This window comes from Bradyrhizobium sp. Leo170 (assembly GCF_004296405.1).
GTDB lineage: Bacteria > Pseudomonadota > Alphaproteobacteria > Rhizobiales > Xanthobacteraceae > Bradyrhizobium.
The window spans coordinates 1-25294 of sequence record NZ_PSRR01000061.1; the positions used below are offsets into that span (position 1 = coordinate 1).

18 protein-coding genes and 2 pseudogenes are annotated in these 25294 nt (G+C 64.2%); 17 read left to right on the forward strand and 3 right to left on the reverse strand.

From position 1 onward, the window contains the following. The 5 genes from CWO89_RS13465 to CWO89_RS13485 all read left to right on the forward strand — a co-directional run. A partial coding sequence (locus tag CWO89_RS13465; protein ID WP_130579133.1) for a 2-oxo acid dehydrogenase subunit E2 occupies positions 1-961 on the forward strand: 961 nt, incomplete at its 5' end. Between the two features lie 3 nt (positions 962-964). Next, on the forward strand, positions 965-1150 hold the full coding sequence (locus tag CWO89_RS13470; protein WP_028167551.1) for a hypothetical protein: 186 nt from the start codon (positions 965-967) through the stop codon (positions 1148-1150). Next, the gene (gene lpdA / locus CWO89_RS13475) at positions 1150-2571 is read left to right on the forward strand and encodes a dihydrolipoyl dehydrogenase (protein WP_130579135.1); all 1422 of its coding nucleotides are present in this window, start codon (positions 1150-1152) and stop codon (positions 2569-2571) included. The genes CWO89_RS13470 and lpdA overlap by 1 nt, the downstream gene beginning before the upstream one ends. Before the next feature lie 18 nt (positions 2572-2589). Beyond that, positions 2590-3831, forward strand: coding sequence for a threonine synthase (locus tag CWO89_RS13480; protein WP_130579137.1), 1242 nt, complete (start codon positions 2590-2592; stop codon positions 3829-3831). A gap of 92 nt (positions 3832-3923) precedes the next feature. Next, positions 3924-4892: a tripartite tricarboxylate transporter substrate binding protein BugD gene (locus CWO89_RS13485; protein WP_130579139.1), complete on the forward strand. Its 969-nt coding sequence runs from the start codon at positions 3924-3926 to the stop codon at positions 4890-4892. Between the two features lie 264 nt (positions 4893-5156). Here CWO89_RS13485 and CWO89_RS13490 read toward each other — a convergent pair. Continuing rightward, positions 5157-7363 (reverse strand): annotated as a pseudogene (locus tag CWO89_RS13490) (lytic transglycosylase domain-containing protein). A gap of 905 nt (positions 7364-8268) precedes the next feature. Between CWO89_RS13490 and ilvD the strand changes: the two are divergent. Next, the gene (ilvD, locus tag CWO89_RS13495; protein ID WP_130579173.1) at positions 8269-9993 is read left to right on the forward strand and encodes a dihydroxy-acid dehydratase; all 1725 of its coding nucleotides are present in this window, start codon (positions 8269-8271) and stop codon (positions 9991-9993) included. Then, positions 9980-10819 carry a tetratricopeptide repeat protein gene (locus CWO89_RS13500; protein WP_130579141.1) on the forward strand — a complete coding sequence of 280 codons (840 nt, stop codon included), beginning with the start codon at positions 9980-9982 and terminating at the stop codon, positions 10817-10819. The genes ilvD and CWO89_RS13500 overlap by 14 nt, the downstream gene beginning before the upstream one ends. 82 nt (positions 10820-10901) lie before the next feature. Here CWO89_RS13500 and xth read toward each other — a convergent pair whose 3' ends face one another. Continuing rightward, the gene (xth, locus tag CWO89_RS13505) at positions 10902-11693 is read right to left on the reverse strand and encodes an exodeoxyribonuclease III (protein WP_130579143.1); all 792 of its coding nucleotides are present in this window, start codon (positions 11691-11693) and stop codon (positions 10902-10904) included. 166 nt (positions 11694-11859) lie between these two features. On the opposite strand from xth, the gene CWO89_RS13510 reads away from it, so the two are divergent. From CWO89_RS13510 to CWO89_RS13520, 3 genes are read left to right on the forward strand one after another with little or no spacing between them, the layout of a single operon-like run. Then, on the forward strand, positions 11860-12993 hold the full coding sequence (locus CWO89_RS13510) for an efflux RND transporter periplasmic adaptor subunit (RefSeq protein ID WP_130579145.1): 1134 nt from the start codon (positions 11860-11862) through the stop codon (positions 12991-12993). Between the two features lie 3 nt (positions 12994-12996). Continuing rightward, the gene (locus CWO89_RS13515; RefSeq protein WP_130579147.1) at positions 12997-16119 is read left to right on the forward strand and encodes an efflux RND transporter permease subunit; all 3123 of its coding nucleotides are present in this window, start codon (positions 12997-12999) and stop codon (positions 16117-16119) included. Further along, entirely contained in the window at positions 16119-16964 is an 846-nt protein-coding gene (locus CWO89_RS13520; RefSeq protein WP_245476141.1) for an amidohydrolase family protein, read from the forward strand. The genes CWO89_RS13515 and CWO89_RS13520 overlap by 1 nt, the downstream gene beginning before the upstream one ends. Before the next feature lie 8 nt (positions 16965-16972). Here the strand turns inward: CWO89_RS13520 and erpA are convergent, their stop codons facing one another. Next, complete coding sequence (erpA, locus tag CWO89_RS13525; RefSeq protein ID WP_130579149.1) at positions 16973-17302, reverse strand: iron-sulfur cluster insertion protein ErpA; 330 nt, start codon at positions 17300-17302, stop codon at positions 16973-16975. A 190-nt stretch (positions 17303-17492) separates the two neighbouring features. Here erpA and CWO89_RS13530 point away from each other — a divergent pair, with 190 nt between their 5' ends. The 7 genes and pseudogenes from CWO89_RS13530 (at position 17493) to CWO89_RS13560 (ending at position 25222) form a co-directional block, all read left to right on the forward strand. After that, the gene (locus CWO89_RS13530) at positions 17493-18704 is read left to right on the forward strand and encodes a deoxyguanosinetriphosphate triphosphohydrolase (RefSeq protein WP_130579151.1); all 1212 of its coding nucleotides are present in this window, start codon (positions 17493-17495) and stop codon (positions 18702-18704) included. A 9-nt stretch (positions 18705-18713) separates the two neighbouring features. After that, the gene (argS, locus tag CWO89_RS13535; RefSeq protein ID WP_130579153.1) at positions 18714-20510 is read left to right on the forward strand and encodes an arginine--tRNA ligase; all 1797 of its coding nucleotides are present in this window, start codon (positions 18714-18716) and stop codon (positions 20508-20510) included. Between the two features lie 348 nt (positions 20511-20858). Next, on the forward strand, positions 20859-22139 hold the full coding sequence (locus CWO89_RS13540; protein WP_502702906.1) for an SPOR domain-containing protein: 1281 nt from the start codon (positions 20859-20861) through the stop codon (positions 22137-22139). A gap of 46 nt (positions 22140-22185) precedes the next feature. Beyond that, the gene (nagZ, locus tag CWO89_RS13545) at positions 22186-23208 is read left to right on the forward strand and encodes a beta-N-acetylhexosaminidase (RefSeq protein WP_130579155.1); all 1023 of its coding nucleotides are present in this window, start codon (positions 22186-22188) and stop codon (positions 23206-23208) included. Continuing rightward, complete coding sequence (locus tag CWO89_RS13550) at positions 23205-24035, forward strand: segregation and condensation protein A (protein WP_130579157.1); 831 nt, start codon at positions 23205-23207, stop codon at positions 24033-24035. The genes nagZ and CWO89_RS13550 overlap by 4 nt, the downstream gene beginning before the upstream one ends. Positions 24036-24056: 21 nt before the next feature. Continuing rightward, positions 24057-24828, forward strand: a pseudogene (gene scpB / locus CWO89_RS13555) (SMC-Scp complex subunit ScpB). 157 nt (positions 24829-24985) lie between these two features. Next, positions 24986-25222, forward strand: coding sequence for a twin-arginine translocase TatA/TatE family subunit (locus CWO89_RS13560; protein ID WP_130579159.1), 237 nt, complete (start codon positions 24986-24988; stop codon positions 25220-25222). The last annotated feature ends 72 nt before the right edge of the window (positions 25223-25294 follow it).

The following is a 25294-nucleotide window of genomic DNA, read 5'->3' on the forward strand; positions in this document are numbered from 1 at the left end:
AACCGCAGCACCGGCGCCCCAGGGCAACGGCCACGCCCGCATCTTCTCGTCGCCGCTGGCGCGCCGTCTTGCCAAGGGAGCCGGCATTGAGCTCGGGCGCATCAACGGCACCGGGCCGCACGGCCGCATCATCGCGCGCGACGTCGAGGAGGCGAAATCCGGCAAGGGCCTGAAGGCGCCGCCGGCCGCGCCCAGCACGACGCCGTCGATCGCGCCGTCAATGTCGGATCAGCAGATCCTCGCGCTGTTCGAGCCGGGTTCTTATGAGATCGTGCCGCATGACGGCATGCGCCGCACCATCGCGCAGCGCCTGACCGCGTCGATCCAGCAGATCCCGCATTTCTATCTGACGATCGACTGCGACATCGGCAAGCTGCTCGCCGCCCGCGAGGAGATCAACGCCGCCGCCCCGAAGGATGCCGATAAGAAGCCGCTCTACAAGCTCTCGGTGAATGACTTCGTCATCAAGGCGATGGCGGTCGCGCTGCAGAAGATCCCGAACTGCAATGTGAGCTGGACCGAAGGCGGCATGGTCAAGCACAAGCATTCCGACATCGGCGTGGCGGTGGCGATGCCGGGCGGCCTGATCACGCCGATCATCCGGAAAGCGGAAACCAAGACGCTGTCGGTCATATCGAGCGAGATGAAGGATTTTGCCGCCCGCGCCCGTGCGCGCAAGCTGAAGCCGGAAGAGTATCAGGGCGGCACCACCGCCATTTCCAACCTCGGCATGTACGGCATCAACCACTTCACCGCCGTGATCAACCCGCCGCATGCGACGATCCTCGCCGTCGGCACCAGCGAGGAACGGCCGGTGGTGCGCAATGGCAAGATCGAGATCGCCAGCATCATGAGCGTGACGCTGTCCTGCGACCATCGCGCGATCGACGGCGCGCTCGGCGCCGAGCTGATCGGCGCCTTCAAGCAGCTCATCGAAAACCCCGTCATGATGATGGTGTGATGCGTGACGTCTAACGCATTGCTCTATGGTCCCTATGTTCTTGCAATAGCGCTGGCGATTGCTGCGCTGATCGTCCGCGCGCGTGATCTGGCATCGACGACCCAGTTCCGGATCATGCTGGGCGGCGCCGGGCTGCTTGCGCTTGGATGGACCGGATTCCTGGTTGCTCTGGCTAGATCGGATTTGTGATGGCTGACACTTCCTTCGACGTTATCATCATCGGCGCCGGCCCCGGCGGCTATGTCACCGCGATCCGCGCGGCGCAGCTCGGCTTCAAGACTGCGGTGGTGGAAAAGGCCTATCTCGGCGGCATCTGCAACAATTGGGGCTGCATCCCGACCAAGGCGCTGCTGCGCTCGGCGGAAGTCTATCATCTGATGCAGCACGCCAAGGACTACGGGCTGTCGGCGGAGAACATCTCGTTCGATCCGAAGGCGGTGGTGCAGCGTTCGCGCAACGTGGTGAAGCGGCTGAACGATGGCGTCGGCTTCCTGTTCCGCAAGAACAAGATCACGACGATCTGGGGTGAAGCGACGATCGATGCGCCCGGCAAGCTGACGGTCAAGAAGTCTTCCGTCGAGGCGCCGAAGGGCGCGCTCGGTGAGGGGACCTACCAGGCAAAACACATCATCATCGCGACCGGCGCGCGGCCGCGCGTGCTGCCGGGACTCGAGCCCGACAAGAAGCTGGTCTGGACCTATTTCGAGGCGATGGTGCCGGACAAGATGCCGAAATCGCTCTTGGTGATCGGCTCCGGCGCGATCGGCATCGAGTTTGCCTCGTTCTATCGCACCCTCGGCGCGGAGGTGACGGTCGTCGAAGTGCTGCCGCAGATCTTGCCCGTAGAGGACACCGAAATCGCGAAATTCGCGCACAAGGCGTTCGAGAAGCAGGGCATCAAGATCTTCACCAACACCAAGGTGACAAAGCTCGACAAGAAGAGCGACAGCGTGGTCGCGACCATCGACGACGGCAAGGGCAAGCCGCAGACCATCGAGTTCGACCGCGTGATCTCGGCCGTCGGCGTGGTCGGCAATGTCGAAGGCATCGGGCTGGAGAAGCTCGGCGTGAAGGCCGAGCGCGGCATCATCGCCATCGACGGTTATTGCCGGACCAACGTCCCCGGCATCTATGCGATCGGCGACGTCGCCGGTCCTCCGATGCTCGCGCACAAGGCCGAGCATGAGGGCATCATCTGCGTCGAGGCGATCAAGGGCCTGCATCCGCACCCGATGGACAGGAACATGATCCCCGGCTGCACCTATTGCTATCCGCAGGTGGCGTCCGTCGGCATGACCGAGGCCAAGGCCAAGGAAGCCGGACGCGACATTCGTGTCGGCCGCTTCCCCTTCGTCGGCAACGGCAAGGCGATCGCGCTCGGCGAGGACCAGGGCATGGTCAAGGTGATCTTCGACAAGAAGACCGGCCAGCTTCTCGGCGCCCACATGGTCGGCGCGGAGGTCACCGAGCTGATCCAGGGCTATGTGATCGCGATGAACCTCGAGACGACAGAGGAAGAGCTGATGCACACCATCTTCCCGCATCCGACGCTGTCGGAGATGATGAAGGAAGCGGTGCTGGACGCCTATGGGCGCGTCCTCAACATGTAACGGAAGGGACGGCGAATCGTGAAAGACAACGACAACCTCACCATCGTACGCCCGACCTTCGTCACCCATCTCGAATGCGCGATGGAGGGGGATCACTATCCCGCCGACCAGGTGCACAACCTCTCCAAGGCCGGCAAGCCGCTTCTGGTGCGCTACGACCTTGCGGGCGTGAAGAAGGCGCTGAGCAAGGATGCGCTGAAGGAGCGTCCCGCCGAGATGTGGCGCTATCGCGAATTGTTGCCGGTGCGCCAGTGCAAGGACATCGTCAGCCTCGGCGAGGTGACGACGCCGCTGATCCGGCTGTCGAAGCTCGGCGCCAAGCTCGGCGGCGGCGAGATCATCGTGAAGGACGAGGGGCGGCTGCCGACCGGCTCGTTCAAGGCGCGCGGGCTTGTCATGGCGGTGTCGATGGGCAAGGCGCTCGGCATCAAGCACATGGCGATGCCGACCAACGGCAATGCCGGTGCTGCGCTCGCCGCTTACGCTACCGCTTGCGGCATCAAGACCACGATCTTCTGCCCGGCCGACACGCCGGAGGTGAATGTCAGCGAGATCGAGCTGCAGGGCGCGACCGTCTATCGCGTCAACGGCCTGATCGACGATTGCGGCAAGATCGTCGGCGAGGGCAAGGCCAAGGTCGGTTGGTTCGACACGTCGACCCTGAAGGAGCCGTACCGGATCGAGGGCAAGAAGACGATGGGGCTCGAACTCGCCGAACAACTCGGCTGGGACGTGCCCGACGTGATCTTCTATCCGACCGGCGGCGGCACCGGCCTGATCGGCATGTGGAAGGCCTTTGCCGAACTGGAGGCGATCGGCTTCATCGGCAGCAAGCGCCCGCGCATGGTCGCGGTGCAGGCTTCCGGCTGCGCGCCGATGGTGCGTGCTTTTGAAGCAGGCACCGAGCATGCGACACGCTGGGAAGACGCGCACACCATCGCCTCCGGCATCCGCGTGCCACAGGCGATCGGAGATTTTCTGATCCTGCGCGCGGTCCGCGAGAGCAAAGGTTTCGCAATTGCGGTCGATGACGAGAAGATTTCTGCTGCGCTGAGCGAAGTCGCGCGCGAGGAGGGGCTGTTGCTTTGCCCCGAGGGCGCGGCCACTTACGCCGCCTACAAGCAAAGCCTCGCCGACGGACGCGTCACGAAAAACGATCGCGTGATGCTGTTCAATTGCGCGACAGGCCTTAAATATCCGCTGCCGCCGGTCACGCGCACGCTCGATCGTTTCAAGCCGATCGACTTCGCGCAATTCTAAGGAATTAGAAAAAAGCGGGGGCCGTTCTGTTGAGTTGACCATGTCCAAATAAGAACAAGCCGAGCACGGCTTTCTTTACAGGGGAGGGAGCGATGCGAAGAATAGTTCTGGCGATGCTGGCAGTTCTCTTGTTCGGCGGCACCGCCGTCGCCCAAAACTATCCTTCGCATCCGATCACCGTCATCGTGCCGTTCTCGGCTGGCGGGCCGTCGGATGCGATGGCGCGTATCCTCGCCGAGCGGATGAAGGCCTCGCTCGGTGAGACCCTCCTGATCGAGAACGTGACGGGGGCGGGCGGCTCGATCGGCGTCGGCCGCGCGGTGCGCTCGCCGGCGGACGGCTACACCATCTCTTTCGGCCATCTCGGCACGCATGTCGCCAACGGCGCCGTCTACAAGCTCGGCTATGACCTCGTCGCCGATCTCGATCCCGTGGTGCTGCTGCCGAGCAACCCGATGATCATCGTCAGCAAGAATGCGATCCCCGCCAAATCGCTGAGCGAATTGTTGGCCTGGCTGAAGTCGCGCCCGTCGCCGCCGACCGCGGGCACTGCGGGCGCCGGCTCCGGCAGCCACATCGCCGGGCTCTATTTCGAGAACGTCGCCGGCATCAAATTGCAATATGTGCCCTATCGCGGGACAGCGCCGGCGTTGAACGACCTTGTCGCGGGACAGATCGACATCATGATCGATCAGACCTCCAACTCGATCAACCAGGTCCGCGGCGGCACCATCCGCGCCTATGCCGTGACCGACGACAAGCGCGTCGACTCCGCGGCCGAGGTCCCAACCACCGATGAAGCCGGCCTGCCGGGCTTCCACATGACGCTGTGGTCCGGCCTCTGGGTACCCAAGGGTACGCCGAAGGAGATCGTCGCCAAGCTGAATGCCGCGGCGGTGGAGGCGCTGAACGATTCCGCGGTCGTGAAGCAGCTCGAAAACCTCGGCCTGCGCATGCCGCCGAAGAACCAGCTCGCGCCCGAAGCCCTCGGCGCCTGGCAGAAGGCCGAGATCGCAAAATGGTGGCCGATGATCAAAGCCGCCGACGTGAAGGTGGATTGAAATCGTAGCGAGTAGCCCGGGTGAAGCGAGGCGCAACCCGGGACACCTCCATCAACGTGTACGAGCGGCCCCGGGTTACGCTGACGCTCCACCCGGGCTACGAAGCTCGCGCGCTGCCGCACGTGAGATCCTCATCCTGAGGAACCTGCGAAGCAGGCGTCTCGAAGGATGGGCCGCCGCGGGCCAGATAGGGGCCTCATGGTTCGAGACGCGCTGCGCGCTCCTCACCATGAAGGTCTGGCAGAGCGCGAGCCGCAACGGAAATCACTGCGCAGCGCCTGCAGCCGCGGTCGCCGGTGCCGCGGCGTTCGTCTCCTGCGTAACCACGCGTTGATCGGTCTTTGTTGCCACCGCCGTGCTGCTGTTAAAGCGCTCGCGGTAGACCAGCAAGTTCTCCATCACGCGCTGCACATAGTTGCGCGTCTCGGAGATCGGAATGCGCTCGACCCAATCGACCGGATCCACGTTCGGATCGCGCGGGTCGCCATAGGCCTTCACCCAGTCGCGGACCCGGCCGCGGCCGGCGTTGTAGCCGGCGAACGTCATGATGTTACAGCCCTTGTAATCTGCGAGCAGCGCGCTGAGCTCGGCGGCGCCCATCTGGGTGTGTAGACGGGATCGGAAACCATCCGGTCCCAGTCATAGGTCACGCCGAAGCGCTTGGCGGTGTCGCGGCCGGCTTCCGGCGTCACCTGCATCAGGCCGACGGCATTGGCCGGCGACTTGTCGCGCTGATCGAACGCGCTCTCGGTGCGCGCCACCGAATAGATCATGCTGCGCTCGATCTCGGGCGCGACCTGGGTATGTTGGGGGATCCCGATGGTCGGGAAGGCGTATTGATCGAGTGCAAGGCCGCGCCCCAGCGCCAGCTTGCCGAGCTGCAGCATGGTGGCCGCATCGTTGCGGCGGGCGGTGAGCTCGCCGAGCGCGTTGAGCATGGGGACATCCGTGCTCTGCTCGCCGAGATCGGCGGCGAAATACAGCACCACGTCGCGTTCGCCGATCTGGTAGAGCATATCGGCGGCGTGCACGCGCTCGTCTACGGCAGCCGTATCGTCGGCGGCAGCAGCAGGCGAGGGCGCCCGCAGCTCGATCGCATCAAGGCCGAGCTTGGCGCGCGCGAGCTGTCCGTAATAGGCGGTCGGGTAGCGCGCGGCAGCCTCAAAGCTGGCGCGCATCGCGTCCTTTTCTCCGAGCGCTTCGGCGGCGCGGCCGCGCCAGTAGTTGGCGCGCGCCAGCACGATCGGATTTGCCGCGCCTTCGTCGATGCGCGCGAAATGCGTCGCCGCCGTCACGGGATCGTCGAGATAGCGCAAGGCGATCCAGCCGCACGTGGAGTGGAAATCAGCACGGTAATATTCGTTGGCCGGCAGCGCGGCGGCGGCGACAACCTGGTATGCGGTCTGGAACTTGCCCTGATCGAGCAGCTTGCGCGCCAGCGAGCGCCGCTCGCGCCACCATTGATCGGTGTCCTGCAGCGCCATGGTCTCGGGCGCGGCTGATAGCACCAGGTCCGCTGCGTCATCAACCCGGTTCTCGCCGAGCAGCCACTGCAGGCGGCAAAGCGTGTAGCCGAGATCCTTGCGGGCCTCAGTCGCGACATCGTTGAGCTGGTCGAGCGCCTTGCTCGATTTCGCGGCCACCGCGCCGCAGGCCTTCACGATCGCAAGCTCGTCGCTGCCAAGCCGTTGCGCCGCGCGCTTGGCGCCGGCAAGATCCTTGGCGCCGATCCGCTTGTCCATGCGCGCGCGGTGATCCTCGCGGGTGAGGAGATCGCCGAACAGCTCATACGCGTCGCCTTCCAGCCGATCCGACAATTCATCCGAGCGCCAGGCGTCGCCCACCAGACGCGCAGCTCCATCGCGGTCGCCTTCGGTCAGGAGCACCCGCGCCAGCGCGAATTTGCCCTTGGCGCTGGTGGGCCGATCGCGGGTGAAGCGATGAACCGTGACCGCGTCACTGCGCTCCTGCCACAGCCGCCCCTCGGCCTTGCGGCGCAATAGCGCCATGCTCGGCCAATCCGGATTGGCGGCCATGAACGCCACATAGCGGCTGAAATTCGCCGTCGTCTCCGTGTGGCGCAGGATGTACCATTCGACCAGCTTCTGGCCCGCCGGGTCGGTGATCTTGTCTCTGGTGGCGGTCGCCTCTTCCGTCTTCGCCTTGCGCGCCAGATCGATCCCGTCTTTGACCAGTGCGAGATCGCCTGACAGTGCCGGCGTCGGCGCAGGAGCTTCCTTCGCGGATGCGTCTTTCGATTTCTTCGACTTGCGGCGCGCATCGGCGTGCTTGCCACGTCCGCGTTTTCCGACTGAGGCATCACGCTGGTTGCGCCCCTTCGTCGCCTTCGCGTCGTTCGTCTTCTTGATGTGCGCTTGCTTGTGGCTCGAGCGTGCCGTCGCATCCGTCGAGAATAGCGCGAGCACAGCCACGGTGAGGAGACAAGACAGCGAACGTAAGCACTGGTTCATTCCATGGTCCCCCTGCGAACCATTAGACAAACCAAGTCGCAAACCGTGCGGCTTGAGTGACCTAAGGTTATCACAGCGTCGATTCGCAACTGTCGCGCTCAAGCCACAGAGCGCAAAAAACGCTGACGTGAATGGAACTCTAACCGCGGTTGAATTGCGGACTGATCGAGATGGAACTTCGCATCTGCCAATGATCGCGTCGTCGTGTGATGCCTCCCACCGAACAGACGCGAGCGGCGCGAACTCAGCCGACAATCTTGGCCAAAGAGAGGTGAAGCGAGGTGTAACCTCGGGCGCATCGCCTCGCGAGAAGGGGAACTCGCCTCCTCCTCCAGCGTCATGCCCGCGAAGGCGGGCATCCAGTAACCGGCGGCGTCCGAACGCAAGCACTGCCTGCTGTCGAATACTGGATCGTCCGCCTTCGCGGACGATGACAGCGGAGAGGGGAGAACTGTCCCTGGCTTGACCAGGATCCATAACAACAGGCGCTGGTGATGCGCCGAGCGGGTGGCCGCTTGCTAGCATCACGTCAACCTCTGGTCGTTATGGGACCTCGCTTTGGCAGCGACCACAGAGCGAGAATCGCCGGATGAGTCGGGCGAAGCCAAACCCACTACGTGGCCAGAATTGCTTCTCCTGTGATGCCAGTCGCGTGCCCAAAAAACGCCTGCTAGGCGCCAGGAACCCGTCCAAATGGTTGCTGCGGGGCAACGTTTGTTGCGATGAGGCAACAGTTCTCTAAGATTTAACCGTTTGATCAGCCGGGTGTTGCATGCGCCGCTTTTTGGCCACACCCCTGCATGAAATGATGCTTCGTAAGGCTAAAGCCACGGCACTCGCGAAGCGAAGGGAAGATCACCATTTCCCGGGTCAAGGCAGAGATGGCTAGGGAAACTGGGTTCGCGATGGACGCCAAGACCAATCTCAAGAACAGGCTGCCAAGCCGCCACGTGACGGAGGGCCCCGAGCGCGCCCCGCACCGCTCGTATCTCTATGCCATGGGGCTCACCACCGAGCAGATCCACCAGCCGTTCGTCGGCGTGGCCTCCTGCTGGAACGAAGCCGCGCCCTGCAATATCTCGCTGATGCGCCAGGCTCAGGCGGTGAAGAAGGGCGTGGCCTCCGCCGGCGGCACCCCGCGCGAATTTTGCACCATCACGGTCACCGACGGCATCGCCATGGGCCATGACGGCATGCGCTCGTCGCTGCCATCTCGGGAATGCATCGCCGATTCGGTCGAGCTGACCGTCCGCGGCCACGCCTATGACGCTCTGGTTGGCCTCGCCGGCTGCGACAAGTCGCTGCCCGGAATGATGATGGCGATGGTCCGCCTCAACGTGCCCTCGATCTTCATCTATGGCGGCTCGATTCTTCCCGGCAATTTCCGCGGCCAGCAGGTCACCGTCCAGGACATGTTCGAAGCCGTCGGCAAGCACTCGGTGGGCACCATGTCGGATGCCGACCTTGATGAGATCGAGCGGGTGGCCTGTCCCTCGGCCGGTGCCTGCGGTGCCCAGTTCACCGCCAACACCATGGCGACCGTGTCGGAAGCGATCGGGCTCGCACTCCCGTATTCTGCCGGGGCGCCGGCGCCTTACGAGATCCGCGACGCGTTCTGCGCCGCCGCCGGCGAGAAGATCATGGAGCTGATCGCCAAGAACATCCGGCCGCGCGACATCATCACCCGTAAATCCCTGGAGAACGCTGCGGCCGTGGTCGCGGCCTCCGGTGGCTCGACCAATGCCGGGCTGCATCTGCCGGCGATCGCCAATGAATGCGGCATCAAGTTCGATCTGTTCGACGTGGCGGAAATCTTCAAAAAGACTCCCTATGTCGCTGATTTGAAGCCGGGCGGCCGTTATGTTGCCAAAGACATGTTTGAAGCTGGCGGCATCCCGCTGCTGATGAAGACGCTGCTCGATAACGGCTACCTCCACGGCGATTGCCTGACCGTGACGGGCCGAACGATCGCCGAAAACCTCAAAAGCGTGAAATGGAATCCGCATCAGGACGTGGTCCGTCCGGCGGACAAGCCGATCACCGTCACCGGCGGTGTCGTCGGCTTGAAGGGTAATCTTGCGCCGGAAGGAGCGATCGTGAAGGTCGCGGGCATGTCGAACTTGAAGTTTACCGGGCCTGCCCGTTGCTTCGACCGCGAGGAGGACGCCTTCGAGGCGGTCCAGAAGCGGACCTATAAGGAAGGCGAGGTCATCGTCATCCGCTATGAGGGGCCGAAGGGCGGTCCGGGCATGCGGGAAATGCTGGCAACGACGGCGGCGCTGACCGGGCAGGGCATGGGCGGCAAGATCGCGCTGATCACCGACGGCCGGTTCTCGGGCGCCACGAGAGGCTTCTGCATCGGCCATGTCGGGCCGGAAGCCGCCATCGGCGGACCGATCGCGCTGCTTCAGGACGGCGACATCATCGAGATCGACGCGGTGGCCGGGACTCTTAACGTAAAGTTGAGCGACGCCGAGCTCGCCGAACGCAAGACCAAATGGGCTCCTCGCGCGACTAACCAGACATCTGGTGCGCTGTGGAAGTATGCCCAGCAGGTCGGGCCTGCGGTGGATGGCGCGATCACCCATCCGGGTGGCGCGCACGAGAAACAGTGTTATGCGGACATTTGAGCGTACGATTATTGCGTTGATTTTAGGGGCCATTCCGGTGGCGGGCCCCGGATTCGCGTTTGACGGCGCCCCGGTCAATCCGTCGGACGCCACGCTGCCGATGGTTTCCCCTCAGCCCAGCGCTGGGGGCGGATTGAAGCGGATCGCGGTTCCGCCGCCCACGGCGAACGCCGCCAATTCCACGAGTTCCTTCTCGTCGCTGCAATTTGCCGCAGAGGGCGGCCATCCCTTCGCCCAGTGGAAGCTTGGCCGGATGTATGCCGAAGGCGACGGTGTCGCCCAGGACGATCTGCGCGCCTTCGAATATTTCAGCCGCATCGCCAATGCGCATGCCGAGGACAGCCCGTCGGCGCCGCAGGCGACGATCGTGGCCCAGGCCTTCGTGGCGCTGGGGCGCTATTACCTCAACGGCATTCCGAACTCGAAGATCAAGGCGGACACCGACCGGGCGCGGGAGATGTTCTCCTATGCCGCGTCCTATTTCGGCAATGCCGACGCCCAGTATGACCTCGCCCGGCTCTATCTGAAGACGCCGGACGCCTCGCGGGAAGATTTCCGCTATGGCGCGCGCTGGCTCGGTCTTGCGGCCCAGAAGGGCCAGCACCAGGCCCAGGCGCTGCTCGGCCAGATGCTGTTCAACGGCGACAGGCTGCCGCCGCAGCGGGCCCGCGGACTGATGTGGCTGACGCTCGCCCGCGACAGCGCCGCTCCCGACGAGATGTGGATCAAGGAAAGCTATAACCGCGCGTTCGCCAAGGCCTCCGACGACGACCGTGCGATGGCGCTGCAGATGCTCGAGCACTGGGTGCAGGGCCGCCGCGACTAGCCGAGATTGGGTCGCATTGCATCCTCCGCGATTGGATGCCGCACTTCCTCTTGCGTTAGCGGGGAGGGCGAGAGTGCCGTTTTTACGCAGCCTCGAAGTCGAGATCGGCCCACACCGGCACGTGGTCTGACGGTTTTTCCCAGGCACGGACGTAGCTGTCGACCCCGACATGGGTCAGCCGGTCGCTGGCTTGGGGCGACATCAAGAGGTGATCGATCCGCAGGCCCCAGTTTTTCTGCCAGGCTCCTGCCTGATAGTCCCAGAACGTGTACTGGCCGGGCGCGTCAGTGACGGCGCGCAGCGCGTCGGTCAGGCCGAGGCCGAGCAGGGACTGGAACGCTTCGCGGGTGGTCGGGCGAAACAGGGCGTCTTCCACCCAGGCCGGCGGGTTGTAGACGTCCGACGCCGCCGGGATCACGTTGAAGTCGCCGGCAAGGATCAGTGGCTCTTCCGCTTTAAGTCGCTCCCTCGAATACTCAAGAAGCCTCGACATCCATTTGAGCTTGTAGGGATATTTGTCGCTATTCGCCGGGTTGCCATTGGGCAGATAGAGGCAGGCGATCCTGAGCACGCCGTGCTTGTGGGTGACGACGCCTTCGAGGAAGCGGGCGTGGGCATCCTCATCATCGCCGGCGAGGCCCGACTTGGTCTCGTCGAACGGCAGCTTGGAGAGCAGGGCGACGCCGTTGAAGGTCTTTTGTCCGTGGGTGACGACGTTGTAGCCGAGCGATTCAATCTCCAGCCGCGGAAACGCTTCGTCGGTGCATTTGATTTCCTGCAGGCAGACGATGTCGGGGGAGCACTCCTTAAGCCAAGTGAGGAGGAGCTCGAGCCGCTGCCGGATCGAATTGACGTTCCACGTCGCGATGCGCATGAAGGGGACCTAAGTCGTAGCCACAATTTCGGCCGTTGGCATACCATGTGCCGCAGGGCTGTGATAACGATTTAAGAATTAATGGCGCAAAATGCGCCGTCGAGGGGCTGGCAGGGGCAGGATTGGGTCGTCACGGCCGTTGCGGGCCGGCGGACGAGCAAAAAGCATGAAGAAAAGAAATTTGATCCTCGTTGCAGGCGTCATCGGCATCGTTGCCGTGGCCGCCTACGCCACCCGCTCTTCGTGGCTCGCCGGTGGTGGCGCGAGCGCGCAGGCGCCCCAGCGGCCGCGCGCGGTTTCGGTCGAGCTCGCCAAGGCGGAGCGGCGTTCGGTGCCCGTCGATGTCGACGCCATCGGAACAGTGACGCCGATTGCCAGCGTGGCGCTGAAGTCACGGCTGGAGACCACGATCATTGGCGTGCATTTCGAGGACGGCGCCAAGGTCAATGAAGGCGACCTCTTGTTCACGCTCGACGCGCGGCAAATCGACGCCCAGATCGAGCAGGCGGAGGGTGTGCTGGCCAAGGACCAGGCCCAGCTCGAGGGCGCGCAGCGCGATCTCCGCCGCTACAACGATCTCGTCGCCAAGGGCGCGACCACCCAGGTCAATGTCGACAACGCCAAGACCCAGTCCGACATCCTGATCGGAACCATCAAGGCCGACCAGTCGGCACTGGAAAATTTGCGGGTCCAGAAAAGCTACACTGTCATCCGCGCGCCGTTCGCGGGCCGCATCAGCGCCGCCAATGTGAAGGTCGGCAATTTCGTGCGCCCCGCCGACACCCAGCCGCTCGCGACCATCAACCAGATGGCGCCGGTCTACGTGACCTTCGCGATTCCGCAGCGCGTGCTGGTCGACCTCCGCGACGCGATGGCGAAAGGCGATTCCAAGGTGATCGCGACCGTCCCCGGGCACAAGCGCTCGGAAGAGGGCAAGGTCGCGATGGTCGAGAACACGGTGGACTCGACCACGGGCATGGTGACCGTCCGCGGCATCATGGACAATGGAAATGAGACCCTGTGGCCGGGCATTCTGGTGCAGACCAAGCTGATCATCCGTAACGAGGATGCCGTGGTGGTTCCGACAGTCGCGGTCCAGCGCAGCCAGAACGGCAACTATGTCTTCGCCGTGAAGGACGGCGTGGCCAAGGTCATGCCGGTCAAGGTCGACCGCACCTTCGGCGGCTTCTCGGTGATCGCCGAGGGGCTCTCCGGCGGCGAGGACGTCGTCGTCGACGGCCAGTTGCTGTTGTCGGACGGCACGCGGGCCGAGCCGCGCGCCCGCAAGGCCGGGGCGTGAGCGATGTCGCTGCCCGAACTTTGCATCCGGCGACCGGTGATGACGACGCTGATCACCGCGGCGATCATCGCCTTTGGCATCTTCGGCTTCCGCCTGTTGCCGGTCTCGGCGCTGCCGAAAGTGGATTTCCCGACCATTGCGGTGACCGCGACCCTGCCGGGCGCGAGCGCCGACACCATGGCGGCCTCGGTCGCCGGCATCATCGAGCGGCAGCTCTCGACGATCGCGGGCATATCCTCGATGTCCTCGAACTCCTCGCAGGGCACGAGCGTCATCACCATCCAGTTCGATCTCAACCGCAACATCGATGCCGCGGCGCTCGACGTGCAGACCGCGCTGACGATCGCGCAGCGCCGGCTGCCGATCGAGATGACGACACCGCCGAGCTTCCGCAAGGTGAACCCTGCGGACTTCCCGATTCTCTTCATCTCACTGAACTCGGCGACGCTGCCACTCTCGGCCGTCAACGAGTATGGCGACATCACCATCGGCCAGGCGCTGTCGCAGCTTCCGGGCGTCGCCCAGGTCCTGATCTACGGCGCTCAGAAATTCGCGATCCGGGTCCAGGCCGACCCCGTGGCCGCGGCGGCGCGCGGGGTGTCGCTCGAGGACATCAGGACCGCGGTGTCGCGCGCGAATTCCTCGACCCCGGTCGGAACGCTGAACGGGCCGAAGCAGGACGTCGCGCTGCAGGCCTCCGGCCAGATGGACAAGGCAGCCGACTACCGGCAGATCTATGTCGCCTGGCGTAACGGCTCGCCGGTCAGACTCGATGAAATCGCAAAGGTCTATGACAGCGTCGAGAACGACAAGGTCGCGACCTGGCTGAACGACGAGCGCGCGATCGTGCTCGCGATCCAGAAGCAGCCCGACGCCAATACGGTTGCGGTGGTCGATTCCGTGCTGGCGAAGCTGCCGGCACTGCGTGCCTCGATCCCGCCCTCGGTGACCATGCAGGTGATGATGGATCGCTCGGTCTCGATCCGGCAGGCGGTCAACGACGTCGAGGAAACCCTGCTGATCGCGATCGCGCTGGTCATCCTGGTGATCTTCCTGTTCCTGCGGTCGCTGTGGGCCACCTTCATTCCGGCGCTCGCGGTCCCGATCTCGCTGCTCGGCACCTTCGCCGCGATGTACGCGTTGGATTACTCCGTCAACAACATGACGCTGCTGGCGCTGACGCTGTCGGTCGGCTTTGTGGTCGACGACGCCATCGTCATGCTGGAGAACATCGTCCGCCACATCGAGCGCGGCATGCGACCGTTCGAGGCGGCACTGAAGGGCGCGCGCGAGATCGGCTTTACCATCATCTCGATCACCTTCTCGCTGATCGCCGTGTTCATCCCGGTGCTCCTGATGGGCGGCATCGTCGGCCGCGTATTCCGTGAATTCGCGGTGACGATCTCGATCGCGATCATCGTGTCCGGGTTCGTCTCGCTGACCTTGACGCCGATGCTGTGCGCGCGCGTGCTGCGCGCCCATGACGAGACCAAGCGCCCGAATGTCGTGCTGCGGGCGTTCGAGGCGATGTTCGACGCCTTGCTGCGGGCCTATGAATGGGCGCTCGACTGGGTGCTGGCGAAAAAGGCGCTGATGCTCGCGGTCACCTTGGCGACGCTCGCCGGCACCTTCTATCTCTACATGATCGTGCCGAAGGGCTTCTTCCCGCAGGAGGACACCGGCTTCCTGATCGGCGTGACCGAGGCTGCGACCGACACGTCATTCGAAGCGATGAAGGTGCGCCAGCAGGCGCTGGTCGACGTGCTTCGGACCGACCCTGCGATCGACTACGTCAACTCGACCGTCGGTTCCGGCGGCCCCAACCCGACCGCGAATTACGGCCGCCTGTTCATCGCACTGAAGCCGCAGAAGGAGCGCGACAACGCTAGCGTTGTGATCGGACGGCTGCGCCAGAAGGCCCGCGCCATCCCGGGCATGCAGGCATTCTTCCAGAGCGTCCAGAACCTCAACATCGGCGGCCGCGTCTCCAAGAGCCAGTATCAATATGTGCTGCAGAGCGGTGATACCGAGTCGCTGTACCGGATCGCGCCTGACCTGCGCGACAAGATCGAGAAGATTCCGGGCCTGCTCGACGTCACCACCGATCTCTACATCAAGAACCCGCAGATGACGGTCGACATCGACCGCGAGAAGGCTGCGGTCTACGGCGTCACCGTCGATCAGGTGCGTAACCAGCTCTACAACGCCTATGGCGCGCGCCAGGTCGGCACCATCTACATGCCCTCCAACGACTACCAGATCATCCTGGAGGTGCAGCCGGAGTTCCGGGTCGATCCGTCCAATCTGTCCAAGCTCTACATGAAGACGGGGAACGGCCAGACCATTCCGCTGGATGCTGTCGCAAGGCTGGTGCCGTCGGTCGGGCCACTGCAGATCAACCACCAGGGCCAGCAGCCGGCGGTGACGATCTCGTTCAACCTCGCGCCCGGCACTTCGCTGGGTTATGCGGTCGACCAGATCACGGCGCTGGAGCAGAGCTCGAACCTGCCGGCGACGATCGCGACCGGCTTCTCCGGCACCGCGCAGGTGTTCCAGGATTCGCTGCGGGGGCAGGGCGTGCTGATCCTCGCCGCGGTGTTCGCGGCGTTCGTGATCCTCGGCATTCTCTACGAGAGCTTCATCCACCCGATCACGATCATCTCCGGCCTGCCGTCGGCCGGTATCGGCGCGATCCTGACTTTGATGCTGTTCAACATGGAGCTGTCGGTCATCGCCATGATCGGCATCGTGATGCTGGTCGGGATCGTCAAGAAGAACGCAATCATGATGGTCGACTTCGCGCTCGAGCGTCGTCGCGTGGGCTTGAGCGCCGAACACGCAATCCGCGAAGCCGCACTCTTGCGCTTCCGTCCGATCATGATGACGACTTTTGCCGCGATCTTCGGCACGCTGCCGATCGCACTCGGCGCCGGCGCGGGTGCCGAGCTGCGCCAGCCGCTCGGTGTGGCCGTGGTCGGCGGACTCTGTGTCTCGCAACTGCTGACGCTGTTCATCACGCCGGTGATCTACATCTATCTCGACCGCATCGACCGTCGGCTGCGCCGCAGGCTCGAGCCGCAGGAGGAAGGTGGCGAGGATCGGCCGCACGTGGTGGCGGCGGAGTGATGCTGCTTCCCCGTGCAATGTGGGCGGCGGGATTTGCCGCCGCACTGTGGTTCGCAACGATCGGCGCACCCACCCGCGCGGCCGAGCCGATCGAGATCTTCGACGCGCATCTGCACTACAATTGGGAGCCGACGCCCACCTACAAGCTCGATGAAGTGCTGGCGCTGTTCAGGAAGCACCGCATCACCGGCATCATCGCGACCAGCCGTCCCAATACCGGGACGCATGCGCTGGTCGATGCCAAGGCTGATGGCCTCGAGGTGGTGCCGTTCCTGCGGCCCTACCGCGTGCGTGCCGACATCCAGACCTGGTTTGGCGATCCCGCGATCTTCGACCTCGTGCAGCAGGAGTTCAAGCGCGGCTATTATCGCGGTATCGGCGAATTCCATTTGTCGGGCAAAGCGGCTGACACCGAGTGGGTGAAGAAGACCGTCGATTTCGCCGTCGACCACGATCTCTATTTGCACGCGCACGCCGATCAGGAAGCCGTCGAGATCCTGATGCGGCATAATCCGCGCGCCAGGATCATCTGGGCGCATACCGGCTTTGGCCTGCCGACCGATCGCGTCGCCGCCATGCTCGGCAAATATCCGAACCTGTGGGGCGAGCTGTCCTATCGCGGCGGTATCGTCGACGGGGCAGGGAAGCTGACGGCGGAATGGCGGCGGCTGTTCGAGCGCTATCCCGACCGCTTCTTGCTCGGCTCCGACACCTGGGTGCCGGAACGCTGGGCAAGCTACGGCGACATCATGGCCGGCTACCGCGCCTGGCTCGATCAGCTACCGCCCGACATCGCCGCAAAGATCGCGCACGGCAACGCGCGGGCGCTGTTCGCCAGCCGCTGAGAGAAAAATCAGATCGAGAAACTGGTGCCGCAGCCGCAGGAGGCGGTCGCGTTCGGATTCACCACGCGGAACGAGGCGCCGATCAAATCGTCGACAAAATCGACCTCGGACCCCGCCAGGAACGGCGCGGACGCCGAATCGACCAGCACCACCGCCTCCTCACGGGAGATCACGAGATCGTCTTCCGCCTTGGCGCGGTCGACGTCGAACTTATACTGGAAGCCGGAGCAGCCGCCGCCTTCGACCGAAATGCGCAGCATCGCACCGTCACCCTCGCTCTTGAGGATTTGACCGATCCGGCGGGCGGCCCGCTCGGTGATGGTGACAGAATCAGTCATGGCAAGCTCCGAAGCCCTATCATTTGAGCATGATCTCCGCGCAGACGCTCCGCGTTTGTCGCGAGGGAAAACCGGTATCCACTTTTCCGGATCATGCTCGCAGCGTCATACCCATTTCATTTGGTATCCCGCCCTCACCATAGTTAAGTGCGGAAGGAAGCGGAATCAAATGGATAAGGACTAAAAAACCGTGTCGGTCGGAATGGCTGCCCCCCGCGCGCCCTATGCCTGCGACCCCGATCGCAGCCGCGGGCGGCTGTTCGCGGAGGCCCCGAGCAAGACCCGCAGCGCCTTCCGCCGGGATTGCGACCGGGTGATCCATTCCACTGCATTCCGGCGGCTGAAGTACAAGACCCAGGTCTTCGTGTTCCACGAGGGCGACCACTATCGCACGCGGCTGACCCATTCGCTGGAAGTTGCACAGATCGCCCGTGCGCTGGCTCGCCAGCTCGGGCTGGACGAGGACCTGACGGAGACCTTGGCGCTGGCGCATGACCTCGGACACCCGCCGTTCGGCCATGCCGGCGAGCGGGCGCTGGACGGGTGCCTGAAACCCCATGGCGGCTTCGATCACAACGCGCAGACGCTGCGCATGGTCACTGCGCTGGAGCACCGTTATCCGGAATTCGACGGGCTCAATCTCACCTGGGAATCGCTTGAGGGCATCGTCAAGCACAACGGCCCGCTGACCGAGCGCGACGGTGCGCCGGCCGGACGCTACCGCGAGACAGGCGGCATCCCCATCGGTATTTCCGACTACAACAAGACCTACGACATGGAGCTATGGAGCTTTGCCTCGCTCGAAGCCCAGGTCGCGGCCTTCGCCGACGACATCGCCTACGATGCCCACGACATCGATGACGGCCTGCGCGCGGGGCTGTTCAAGGTCGACGAACTCAAGGTGATGCCGTTGACCGCTGAGATCATCGCGGAAATCGACCGGCACTATCCCGGTCTGGACGAAGTCCGGCGCGGCGCGGAACTGGTGCGCGAATTGATCTCGCATTTCATCAGCGCGGTATTCGCCGAGGCGAGCCGGCGGCTCGAGGCCGCACAGCCGCAATCCGCTCACGACGTGCGCCGTCACAATGGGCCGCTGATTGCGTTTCCGCCGGCCGTGGCCGAGGAGGAGGCGGAGATCAAGGCCTTCCTCTGGCAGCGGATGTACCGCCACCAGCGGGTGATGCGGGTGATGGACGACGCCGAACAGATCGTGTTCGACCTGTTCGCGCGCTACCGGCAATCTCCGGGCGACCTGCCGCCCGAGTGGGTGGAGGGCAGGGAGGCGGAGACCGAGGCGGAACGCGCCAGGCGGATCGGTAATTTCATTGCCGGGATGACCGACCGCTACGCCCTGATCGAGCATAACAGGCTTTTTGACTCGACCCCGGATTTGCGTTAGGCGGCGCCCATGGCCGACAAACCTGCTTCTTCGCACCTTTTTGCCGATGTGCTCGCGCGCGTGCGGGCGATCTGTGCCGCGCTCGCGGCTGAGGACCAATGGCCTGAAGGCACCGATTTTTCGCGCATTGTGGTCGAGCCGCCGCGGGAGGCCAGCCATGGCGACATGGCGACCAACGCCGCAATGGTGCTGGCAAAGGAGGCCAAGGCCAAGCCGCGCGATCTCGCCGAGAAGATCGCGGCGAAGCTGCGGGAAGACGAACTGGTGGCGTCCGTCGACGTCGCAGGTCCCGGCTTCATCAATCTCACCTTGAAGCCGCACGTCTGGATCGGCGAGCTGCGCACGATCCTGCGCGAGGGGGTGGGCTTTGGCTGCAGCGCGATGGGCGGCAACGAGAAGGTCAATGTCGAGTACGTCTCGGCGAACCCGACCGGACCGATGCACGTCGGCCATTGCCGCGGCGCGGTGTTCGGCGATGCGCTTTGCAGCCTGCTGGAGTTCGCAGGATTCGACGTCACGCGCGAATATTACGTCAACGACGCCGGCGCGCAGGTCGACGTGCTCGCGCGCTCGGCCTATCTCCGCTACCGCGAGGCGCTCGGCGAGGACATCGGCGCGATCCCGGAGGGGCTTTATCCCGGCGACTATTTGAAGCCGGTGGGGCAGGCGCTTGCCAGGGAATACGGCGACAAGCTGCTTTCGATGCGCGAGGCCGCCTGGCTGCCGATCGTGCGCGACAAGGCGATCGCGATGATGATGGCTGAGATCAAGGACGATCTCGCCGCGCTCAACATCAAGCACGACGTGTTCTTCTCCGAACGCTCGCTGATCGAGACCGGCAACAACAAGGTCGCCGAGACCATCGATTTCCTGCGTGACAAGGGTGACATCTACGAGGGACGTCTGCCGCCGCCGAAAGGCAAGCCGGTCGAGGATTACGAGGACCGCGAGCAGACGCTGTTCCGTGCCACCGCCTATGGCGACGATGTCGATCGTCCATTGATCAAGTCGGACGGTACCTACACCTATTTCGCGTCGGATATCGCCAACCATCGCAACAAGTTCGAGCGCGGCTTTAACAATCTGATCGATGTGTTCGGCGCCGACCATGGCGGCTACGTCAAGCGCATGCAGGCGGCGGTGAAGGCCGTGAGCGCCGGCAAGGCGGAGCTCGACGTGAAGATCGTGCAACTCGTCCGGCTGCTGCGCGACGGCGAGCCGGTGAAGATGTCGAAGCGCGCCGGCGAGTTCGTGACGCTGCGCGAAGTCGTCGACGAGGTCGGCTCGGACGCGGTGCGCTTCATGATGCTGTTCCGCAAGAACGACGCCGTGCTCGATTTCGACCTCGCCAAGGTGATCGAGCAGACCAAGGACAATGCCGTGTTCTACGTCCAGTATGGGCATGCCCGCGGCCATTCGGTCTTCCGTAACGCGCGGCAGGAGGTTTTGCCCGATCTGCCGGACGAGGACGGCGCGCGGCGGGACTATCTTTCGGGGGCGGCGCTCGAGCGGCTGTCCGATCCGGCAGAACTCAGCCTGCTCAAGCAGTTGGCGCTCTATCCGCGCATGATCGAGGCTGCGGCCGTCGCACACGAGCCGCACCGGATCGCCTTTTATCTGTATGATTTGGCCAGCGAGTTCCACGCGCTGTGGAACAAAGGAGGCGATCTGCCCTATTTACGCTTCATTATGAATAATGATGCAGAGATCACAAGGGCGCGACTGGCAATGGTTCAGGGCGTCGTCTCGGTTCTGGCATCGGGTCTAGCTGTTCTAGGCGTCCACGCCCTAACCGAGATGCGGTAGCAGCAGGGGCGAAGCCTCTCGCGATGGGGATCGTGGGGGTACTTGGCAGGGACCAACTCGTTCGCACCAGGAAGTTGCAGGCGACTTGGCGCTGTCCCGAAGGGGATGCAAGATCACGATGGCTGATCGATATCAAAACCGAATTTTTCCCGCCGATCTCGACTACGATCGCGGCACCAATGCCACGGGTCGGGCCGAAAACGACCCGCTGGCCGAACTGGCACGGCTGATCGGACAAGCCGATCCGTTTGCCACCACTCCGCCCAAGCCGCAGCCGGCGCCGCATCCGCTGCAGTCGCGGGCCAATGTCCGGCCGCAGACCTATCAGCCGCAGGCTATGATGAGGAGGTGGACCTGCCGGCCAGCCCACCGCCCTGGATGCAGCGCGCCCGCCATGAGGTCGCGCCGCCGCAGCAATATGCTGCGCCGTCGCAGGACTATGCAGCGCCATCGGAGGACTACGAAGAGCCGGATATTCAGCCGAGCGCCGTGCACCCGCTGCATCGCTACACCGCGCAGCACGCAGCGGCGCCGGTGCCGACGCCAGAATATCGCGCGCCGGTGCCGGAATATCGCGAGGAGTTGCCGTTCGAGGAGCCGGCGCAGCAGCTTGATCCGTCGCGCTACGACGATGCGCTTTATGGCCAGATCGAAGCCGGCGAGCAGGATTTTCAGCGCGAAGCGGCGTATCCCGACGATCCCTACGCCTATCAGAGCGCCGCTTACGAAGACGAGGAGCCTCCGCCGCGGAAGCGTAGCAGCGGACTGATGACGGTAGGGGCCGTGCTAGCGCTCGCGGTGGTGGGCACCGGCGCAGCCTTTGGCTACCGGACCTATGTGGGGTCGCCCCGCAGCGGCGAGCCGCCGATCATCAAGGCCGATAACAGCCCGACCAAGATCATGTCGCAGCCTGACGGTGCCGGCAAGGCGCCAGACCGCATGGCGTCCGGCAACGGCACGGAAAAGCTCATCTCGCGTGAGGAGACGCCGGTCGACGTCACCTCCAATACCGGTCCCCGCGTGGTGTTTCCGCCGTTGAACCAGAATGCCAACCCACCGCCGGTGGCGAGCGTCGCTCCCTCGGCAGCTTCGCCGCTGACCACGAGCGGTACGCTGCCTAACAATGAGCCGCGGCGGATCCGGACGCTTTCGGTCAAGGGCGATTCGGCAGATGCCGGCGTGCCGGCGTCGGCGCCGCCTCCGCCAGCCAAGTCAGCGCCTGTCATGCGGACTGCGTCGGTGACCCCGTCCCATGGCAACCCAGCCTCGGCCAATGCGAGCGCCAACACGCCGATGTCGCTGGCACCCGGCGCGCCGCAGCCCGATCCGGCGCCGACCCGTGTCGCTTCGACCAATCCCACCGCGAGCGTGAGCAGCGGAGGGTATGTGGTTCAGGTCTCCTCGCAACGGAACGAGGCGGATGCGCAGGCCTCCTACAAGGCGCTGCAGGGCAAGTATCCAAGCGTGCTCGGCTCGCAGTCGCTGCTCGTGAAGCGCGTCGATCTCGGCGAGAAGGGAGTGTACTACCGGGCGTTTGCCGGTCCGTTCAGCTCCCTGGATCAGGCGACGCAGGTTTGCAGCAGCCTGAAGGCTGCCGGCGGGCCGCAGTGCCTCATCCAAAGGAATTAACGGCGGTTTCCTTGACGCTCGGGATACATGCGGCCTAATCGGCCGCATGGTAAACCGAGCATTCATCACGGGCGTATCCGGGTTTGAGCTGACCGATGCCGAGCGCGAGTTCATTCGCGCCGAACGGCCGTGGGGCTTCATCCTGTTCAAACGGAACGTCGAAACCCCCGATCAAGTATCTGCACTTGTTCGTGAATGCCGTTCAGTCGTAGGTCAACCTGAGGCGCCGGTCCTGATCGACCAGGAGGGCGGCCGGGTTCAGCGGCTTGGACCGCCGCATTGGCCCGTCTATCCCGCCGGGGCGGCGTTTGGTGCGCTGTACGATCGCGATTCGCAGCTCGGGCTTGCCGCCGCGCGGCTCAGCGCGAGGCTGATTGCCGCCGATCTGGCGGATCTCGGGATCACCGTCGACTGCCTGCCGCTGGCGGACGTGCCGGTCGAAGGCGCCGACGCCGTGATCGGCAACCGCGCCTATGGAACCGATCCAGCCAAGGTGGCCGCCATTGCCCGCGCCGTGACGGACGGATTAGAGCAGGGTGGTATTTTACCGGTGCTGAAACATATACCAGGTCATGGACGGGCAACGGCGGACACCCATTTCCGGCTGCCGACGGTTGATACGGCCAGGTCCGAACTGGAACGGACCGACTTTGCGGCATTCCGGCCGCTTGCCGATCTGCCGATGGCCATGACTGCACATGTTGTGTTTAGCGCGCTGGACCCCGCCCAACCGGCGACGACTTCTGCGACAATCATCCAACAGGTGATTCGCGACGGTATCGGGTTCCAGGGTTTGTTAATGAGTGATGACGTGTCCATGAACGCGCTCTCGGGATCGATCGCCGAGCGGACCCGGGCGATCATTAGCGCAGGCTGCGACATGGTCCTGCACTGCAACGGCAAGCTCGACGAGATGCGCGAAGTTGCGCGCGAAACGCCGGAACTGACCGGCGAGGCGCTGGAGCGCGCCAAGCGCGCGCTGGCAGCACGGAAACCGCCGCTTCCGTTCGACCGGCTGGCGGCACGGGCCGAACTGGATGCCTTGATAGGACAAGTAGGTACGGCATGACCGCGGAAATTCTGTCGTTTGAGACCGGCCGGCCGGCTGAAATCAGCGAGGACGAACCGGCGCTGGTGGTCGACGTCGGCGGCTATGAGGGCCCGCTCGACCTCCTGCTGACGCTCGCGCGGCAGCAGAAGGTCGACCTGTCCAAGATCTCGATCCTGGCGCTCGCGGACCAGTACCTGCAGTTCATCGAGGCGGCGCGGAAGATCCGGCTGGAGCTTGCCGCCGATTATCTGGTCATGGCGGCCTGGCTCGCCTACCTGAAATCGCGGCTGTTGTTGCCGGAGCCGCCCGCAGCGGAAGGGCCGAGCGCCGAGGAGATGGCGACCGCGCTTGCCAACCGGCTGCGGCGGCTCGAGGCGATCCGGGAAGCGGCGAACCGGCTGATGAACCGGCCGCAGTTCCAGCGCGATATCTTTCCGCGCGGCAATCCGGAGTCCATCGCCGAGATCAAGCATCCGAAATTCACCGCGACGCTCTACGACCTGCTCACGGCTTACGCCGTGCAGCGCCAGCAGCGGGTGCTGGCCAGCGTGCATCTGACCAAGCGCACGGTGTGGTCGCTTGCCGAAGCGCGCGCCTCGCTGGAACGCCTCGTCGGTGCGGCCGATAACGAGCACTGGAATTGCCTCGACGAATTCCTGATGGACTACGTCGTCGAACCGTCGCAGCGGGCGACCGTGTTCGCGTCGAGTTTCGCCGCCGCGCTGGAATTGGTGCGGGAAGGCGAGATGGAGCTGAACCAGAGCCGAGCGTTTGCGCCGCTCTATTTTCGTAAGCGTTTGCCGCAAGTGCCCGGTGCCACCGCGCCGGACATTACGGCTGAGTAAGTGGAAGAAGGAGACCGAGCCATGGCAAGCCTGGCGGAAAAGCGCATGGAAGATGCCGAGGAGCACGTCACCGATCCGCAGGCGCGGCCCGAGGAATTGCGGCTTCTGGAAGCCCTGCTGTTCGCCTCCGCCGAGCCGATCGACCAGGCCACCCTGGCCAAGCGCATGCCCGAGGGCGTCGACGTCAAGGCCGCGCTGGCGCAACTGCAGGCGGAATACGCCCGCGCGGGTCAATCTGGTGCGTGTCGCCAACAAATGGACCTTCCGCACCGCAGGCGATCTCGCCTGGCTGATGACGCGCGAGACCACGGAGACGAAGAAACTCTCGCGCGCGGCGATCGAGGTGCTGGCGATCGTCGCCTATCACCAGCCGGTGACCCGCGCCGAGATCGAGGAGATCCGCGGCGTGGTCACCTCCAAGGGCACGCTCGACGTGCTCCTGGAAACCGGCTGGATCCGCCCCCGCGGGCGCCGCAAGACGCCGGGACGGCCGCTCACCTTCGGCACGACGGAAGCGTTCCTCTCGCAGTTCAGCCTGGAGGCGCTCGGCGACCTGCCCGGTCTCGACGAGCTGAAGGGAACCGGTCTTTTGGATTCGCGCCTGCCGTCCGGCTTCAATGTTCCGACGCCATCGGACGATCCGACGCTTCGCGAGGACGAGGATCCGCTCGAGCCCGGCGACAATCTGGAACTGTTCCTGGCGCCGGTTGCCGAGCCCGAAGAGGGCGGCGGCAAGGATTCGGATTCAGAGGGCGGTGGCCCTTCAGAGGGTGATGGCAAGGATTCAGCCTGACCCCCGCAGCCGGAACGCCGCAGGTTAGCGGTAGCAATATTGCGTAGCCGCGACAGCGATTTGCCGCGGCTTGAGTCCTTGTTTTTGACGCCCTGCGGGCCTACTTTCCGCTCGAAGCTTAGGCCGGTGCGCCGGTCACGTTTGGAGGGTTTGCAGGATGGGTTCGCTTAGCATTTGGCACTGGATCGTCGTGATCGCAGTGGTCCTGCTGCTGTTTGGCCGCGGCAAGATTTCCGACCTGATGGGCGATGTCGCGCAGGGCATCAAGGCCTTCAAGAAGGGCATGCAGGACGATGACAAGACTGCAGAAAAGCCCGCCGAGCCGGTGAAGTCCATTGATCACAATGCGGCGCCGTCGGCAGCACGGTCGGACGTCGGCAGCAAGGCTGTCTAAGGCTTGTCTGACGCGTTTTCTTCACGCGAACCGGTGACCACGTCGCTTGAAAACGCTATGGACGTTCGTTGA

Coding starts and splice junctions, on each gene's coding strand:
- ilvD (WP_130579173.1), top strand. CDS start 8,269: ATGGACGCCAAGACCAATCTCAAGAACAGGCTGCCAAGCCGCCACGTG.
- CWO89_RS13510 (WP_130579145.1), top strand. CDS start 11,860: ATGAAGAAAAGAAATTTGATCCTCGTTGCAGGCGTCATCGGCATCGTT.
- nagZ (WP_130579155.1), top strand. CDS start 22,186: ATGGTAAACCGAGCATTCATCACGGGCGTATCCGGGTTTGAGCTGACC.
- erpA (WP_130579149.1), bottom strand. CDS start 17,302: ATGACTGATTCTGTCACCATCACCGAGCGGGCCGCCCGCCGGATCGGT.
- lpdA (WP_130579135.1), top strand. CDS start 1,150: ATGGCTGACACTTCCTTCGACGTTATCATCATCGGCGCCGGCCCCGGC.
- argS (WP_130579153.1), top strand. CDS start 18,714: ATGGCCGACAAACCTGCTTCTTCGCACCTTTTTGCCGATGTGCTCGCG.
- CWO89_RS13500 (WP_130579141.1), top strand. CDS start 9,980: ATGCGGACATTTGAGCGTACGATTATTGCGTTGATTTTAGGGGCCATT.
- xth (WP_130579143.1), bottom strand. CDS start 11,693: ATGCGCATCGCGACGTGGAACGTCAATTCGATCCGGCAGCGGCTCGAG.
- CWO89_RS13560 (WP_130579159.1), top strand. CDS start 24,986: ATGGGTTCGCTTAGCATTTGGCACTGGATCGTCGTGATCGCAGTGGTC.
- CWO89_RS13550 (WP_130579157.1), top strand. CDS start 23,205: ATGACCGCGGAAATTCTGTCGTTTGAGACCGGCCGGCCGGCTGAAATC.
- CWO89_RS13515 (WP_130579147.1), top strand. CDS start 12,997: ATGTCGCTGCCCGAACTTTGCATCCGGCGACCGGTGATGACGACGCTG.
- CWO89_RS13485 (WP_130579139.1), top strand. CDS start 3,924: ATGCGAAGAATAGTTCTGGCGATGCTGGCAGTTCTCTTGTTCGGCGGC.
- CWO89_RS13520 (WP_245476141.1), top strand. CDS start 16,119: ATGCTGCTTCCCCGTGCAATGTGGGCGGCGGGATTTGCCGCCGCACTG.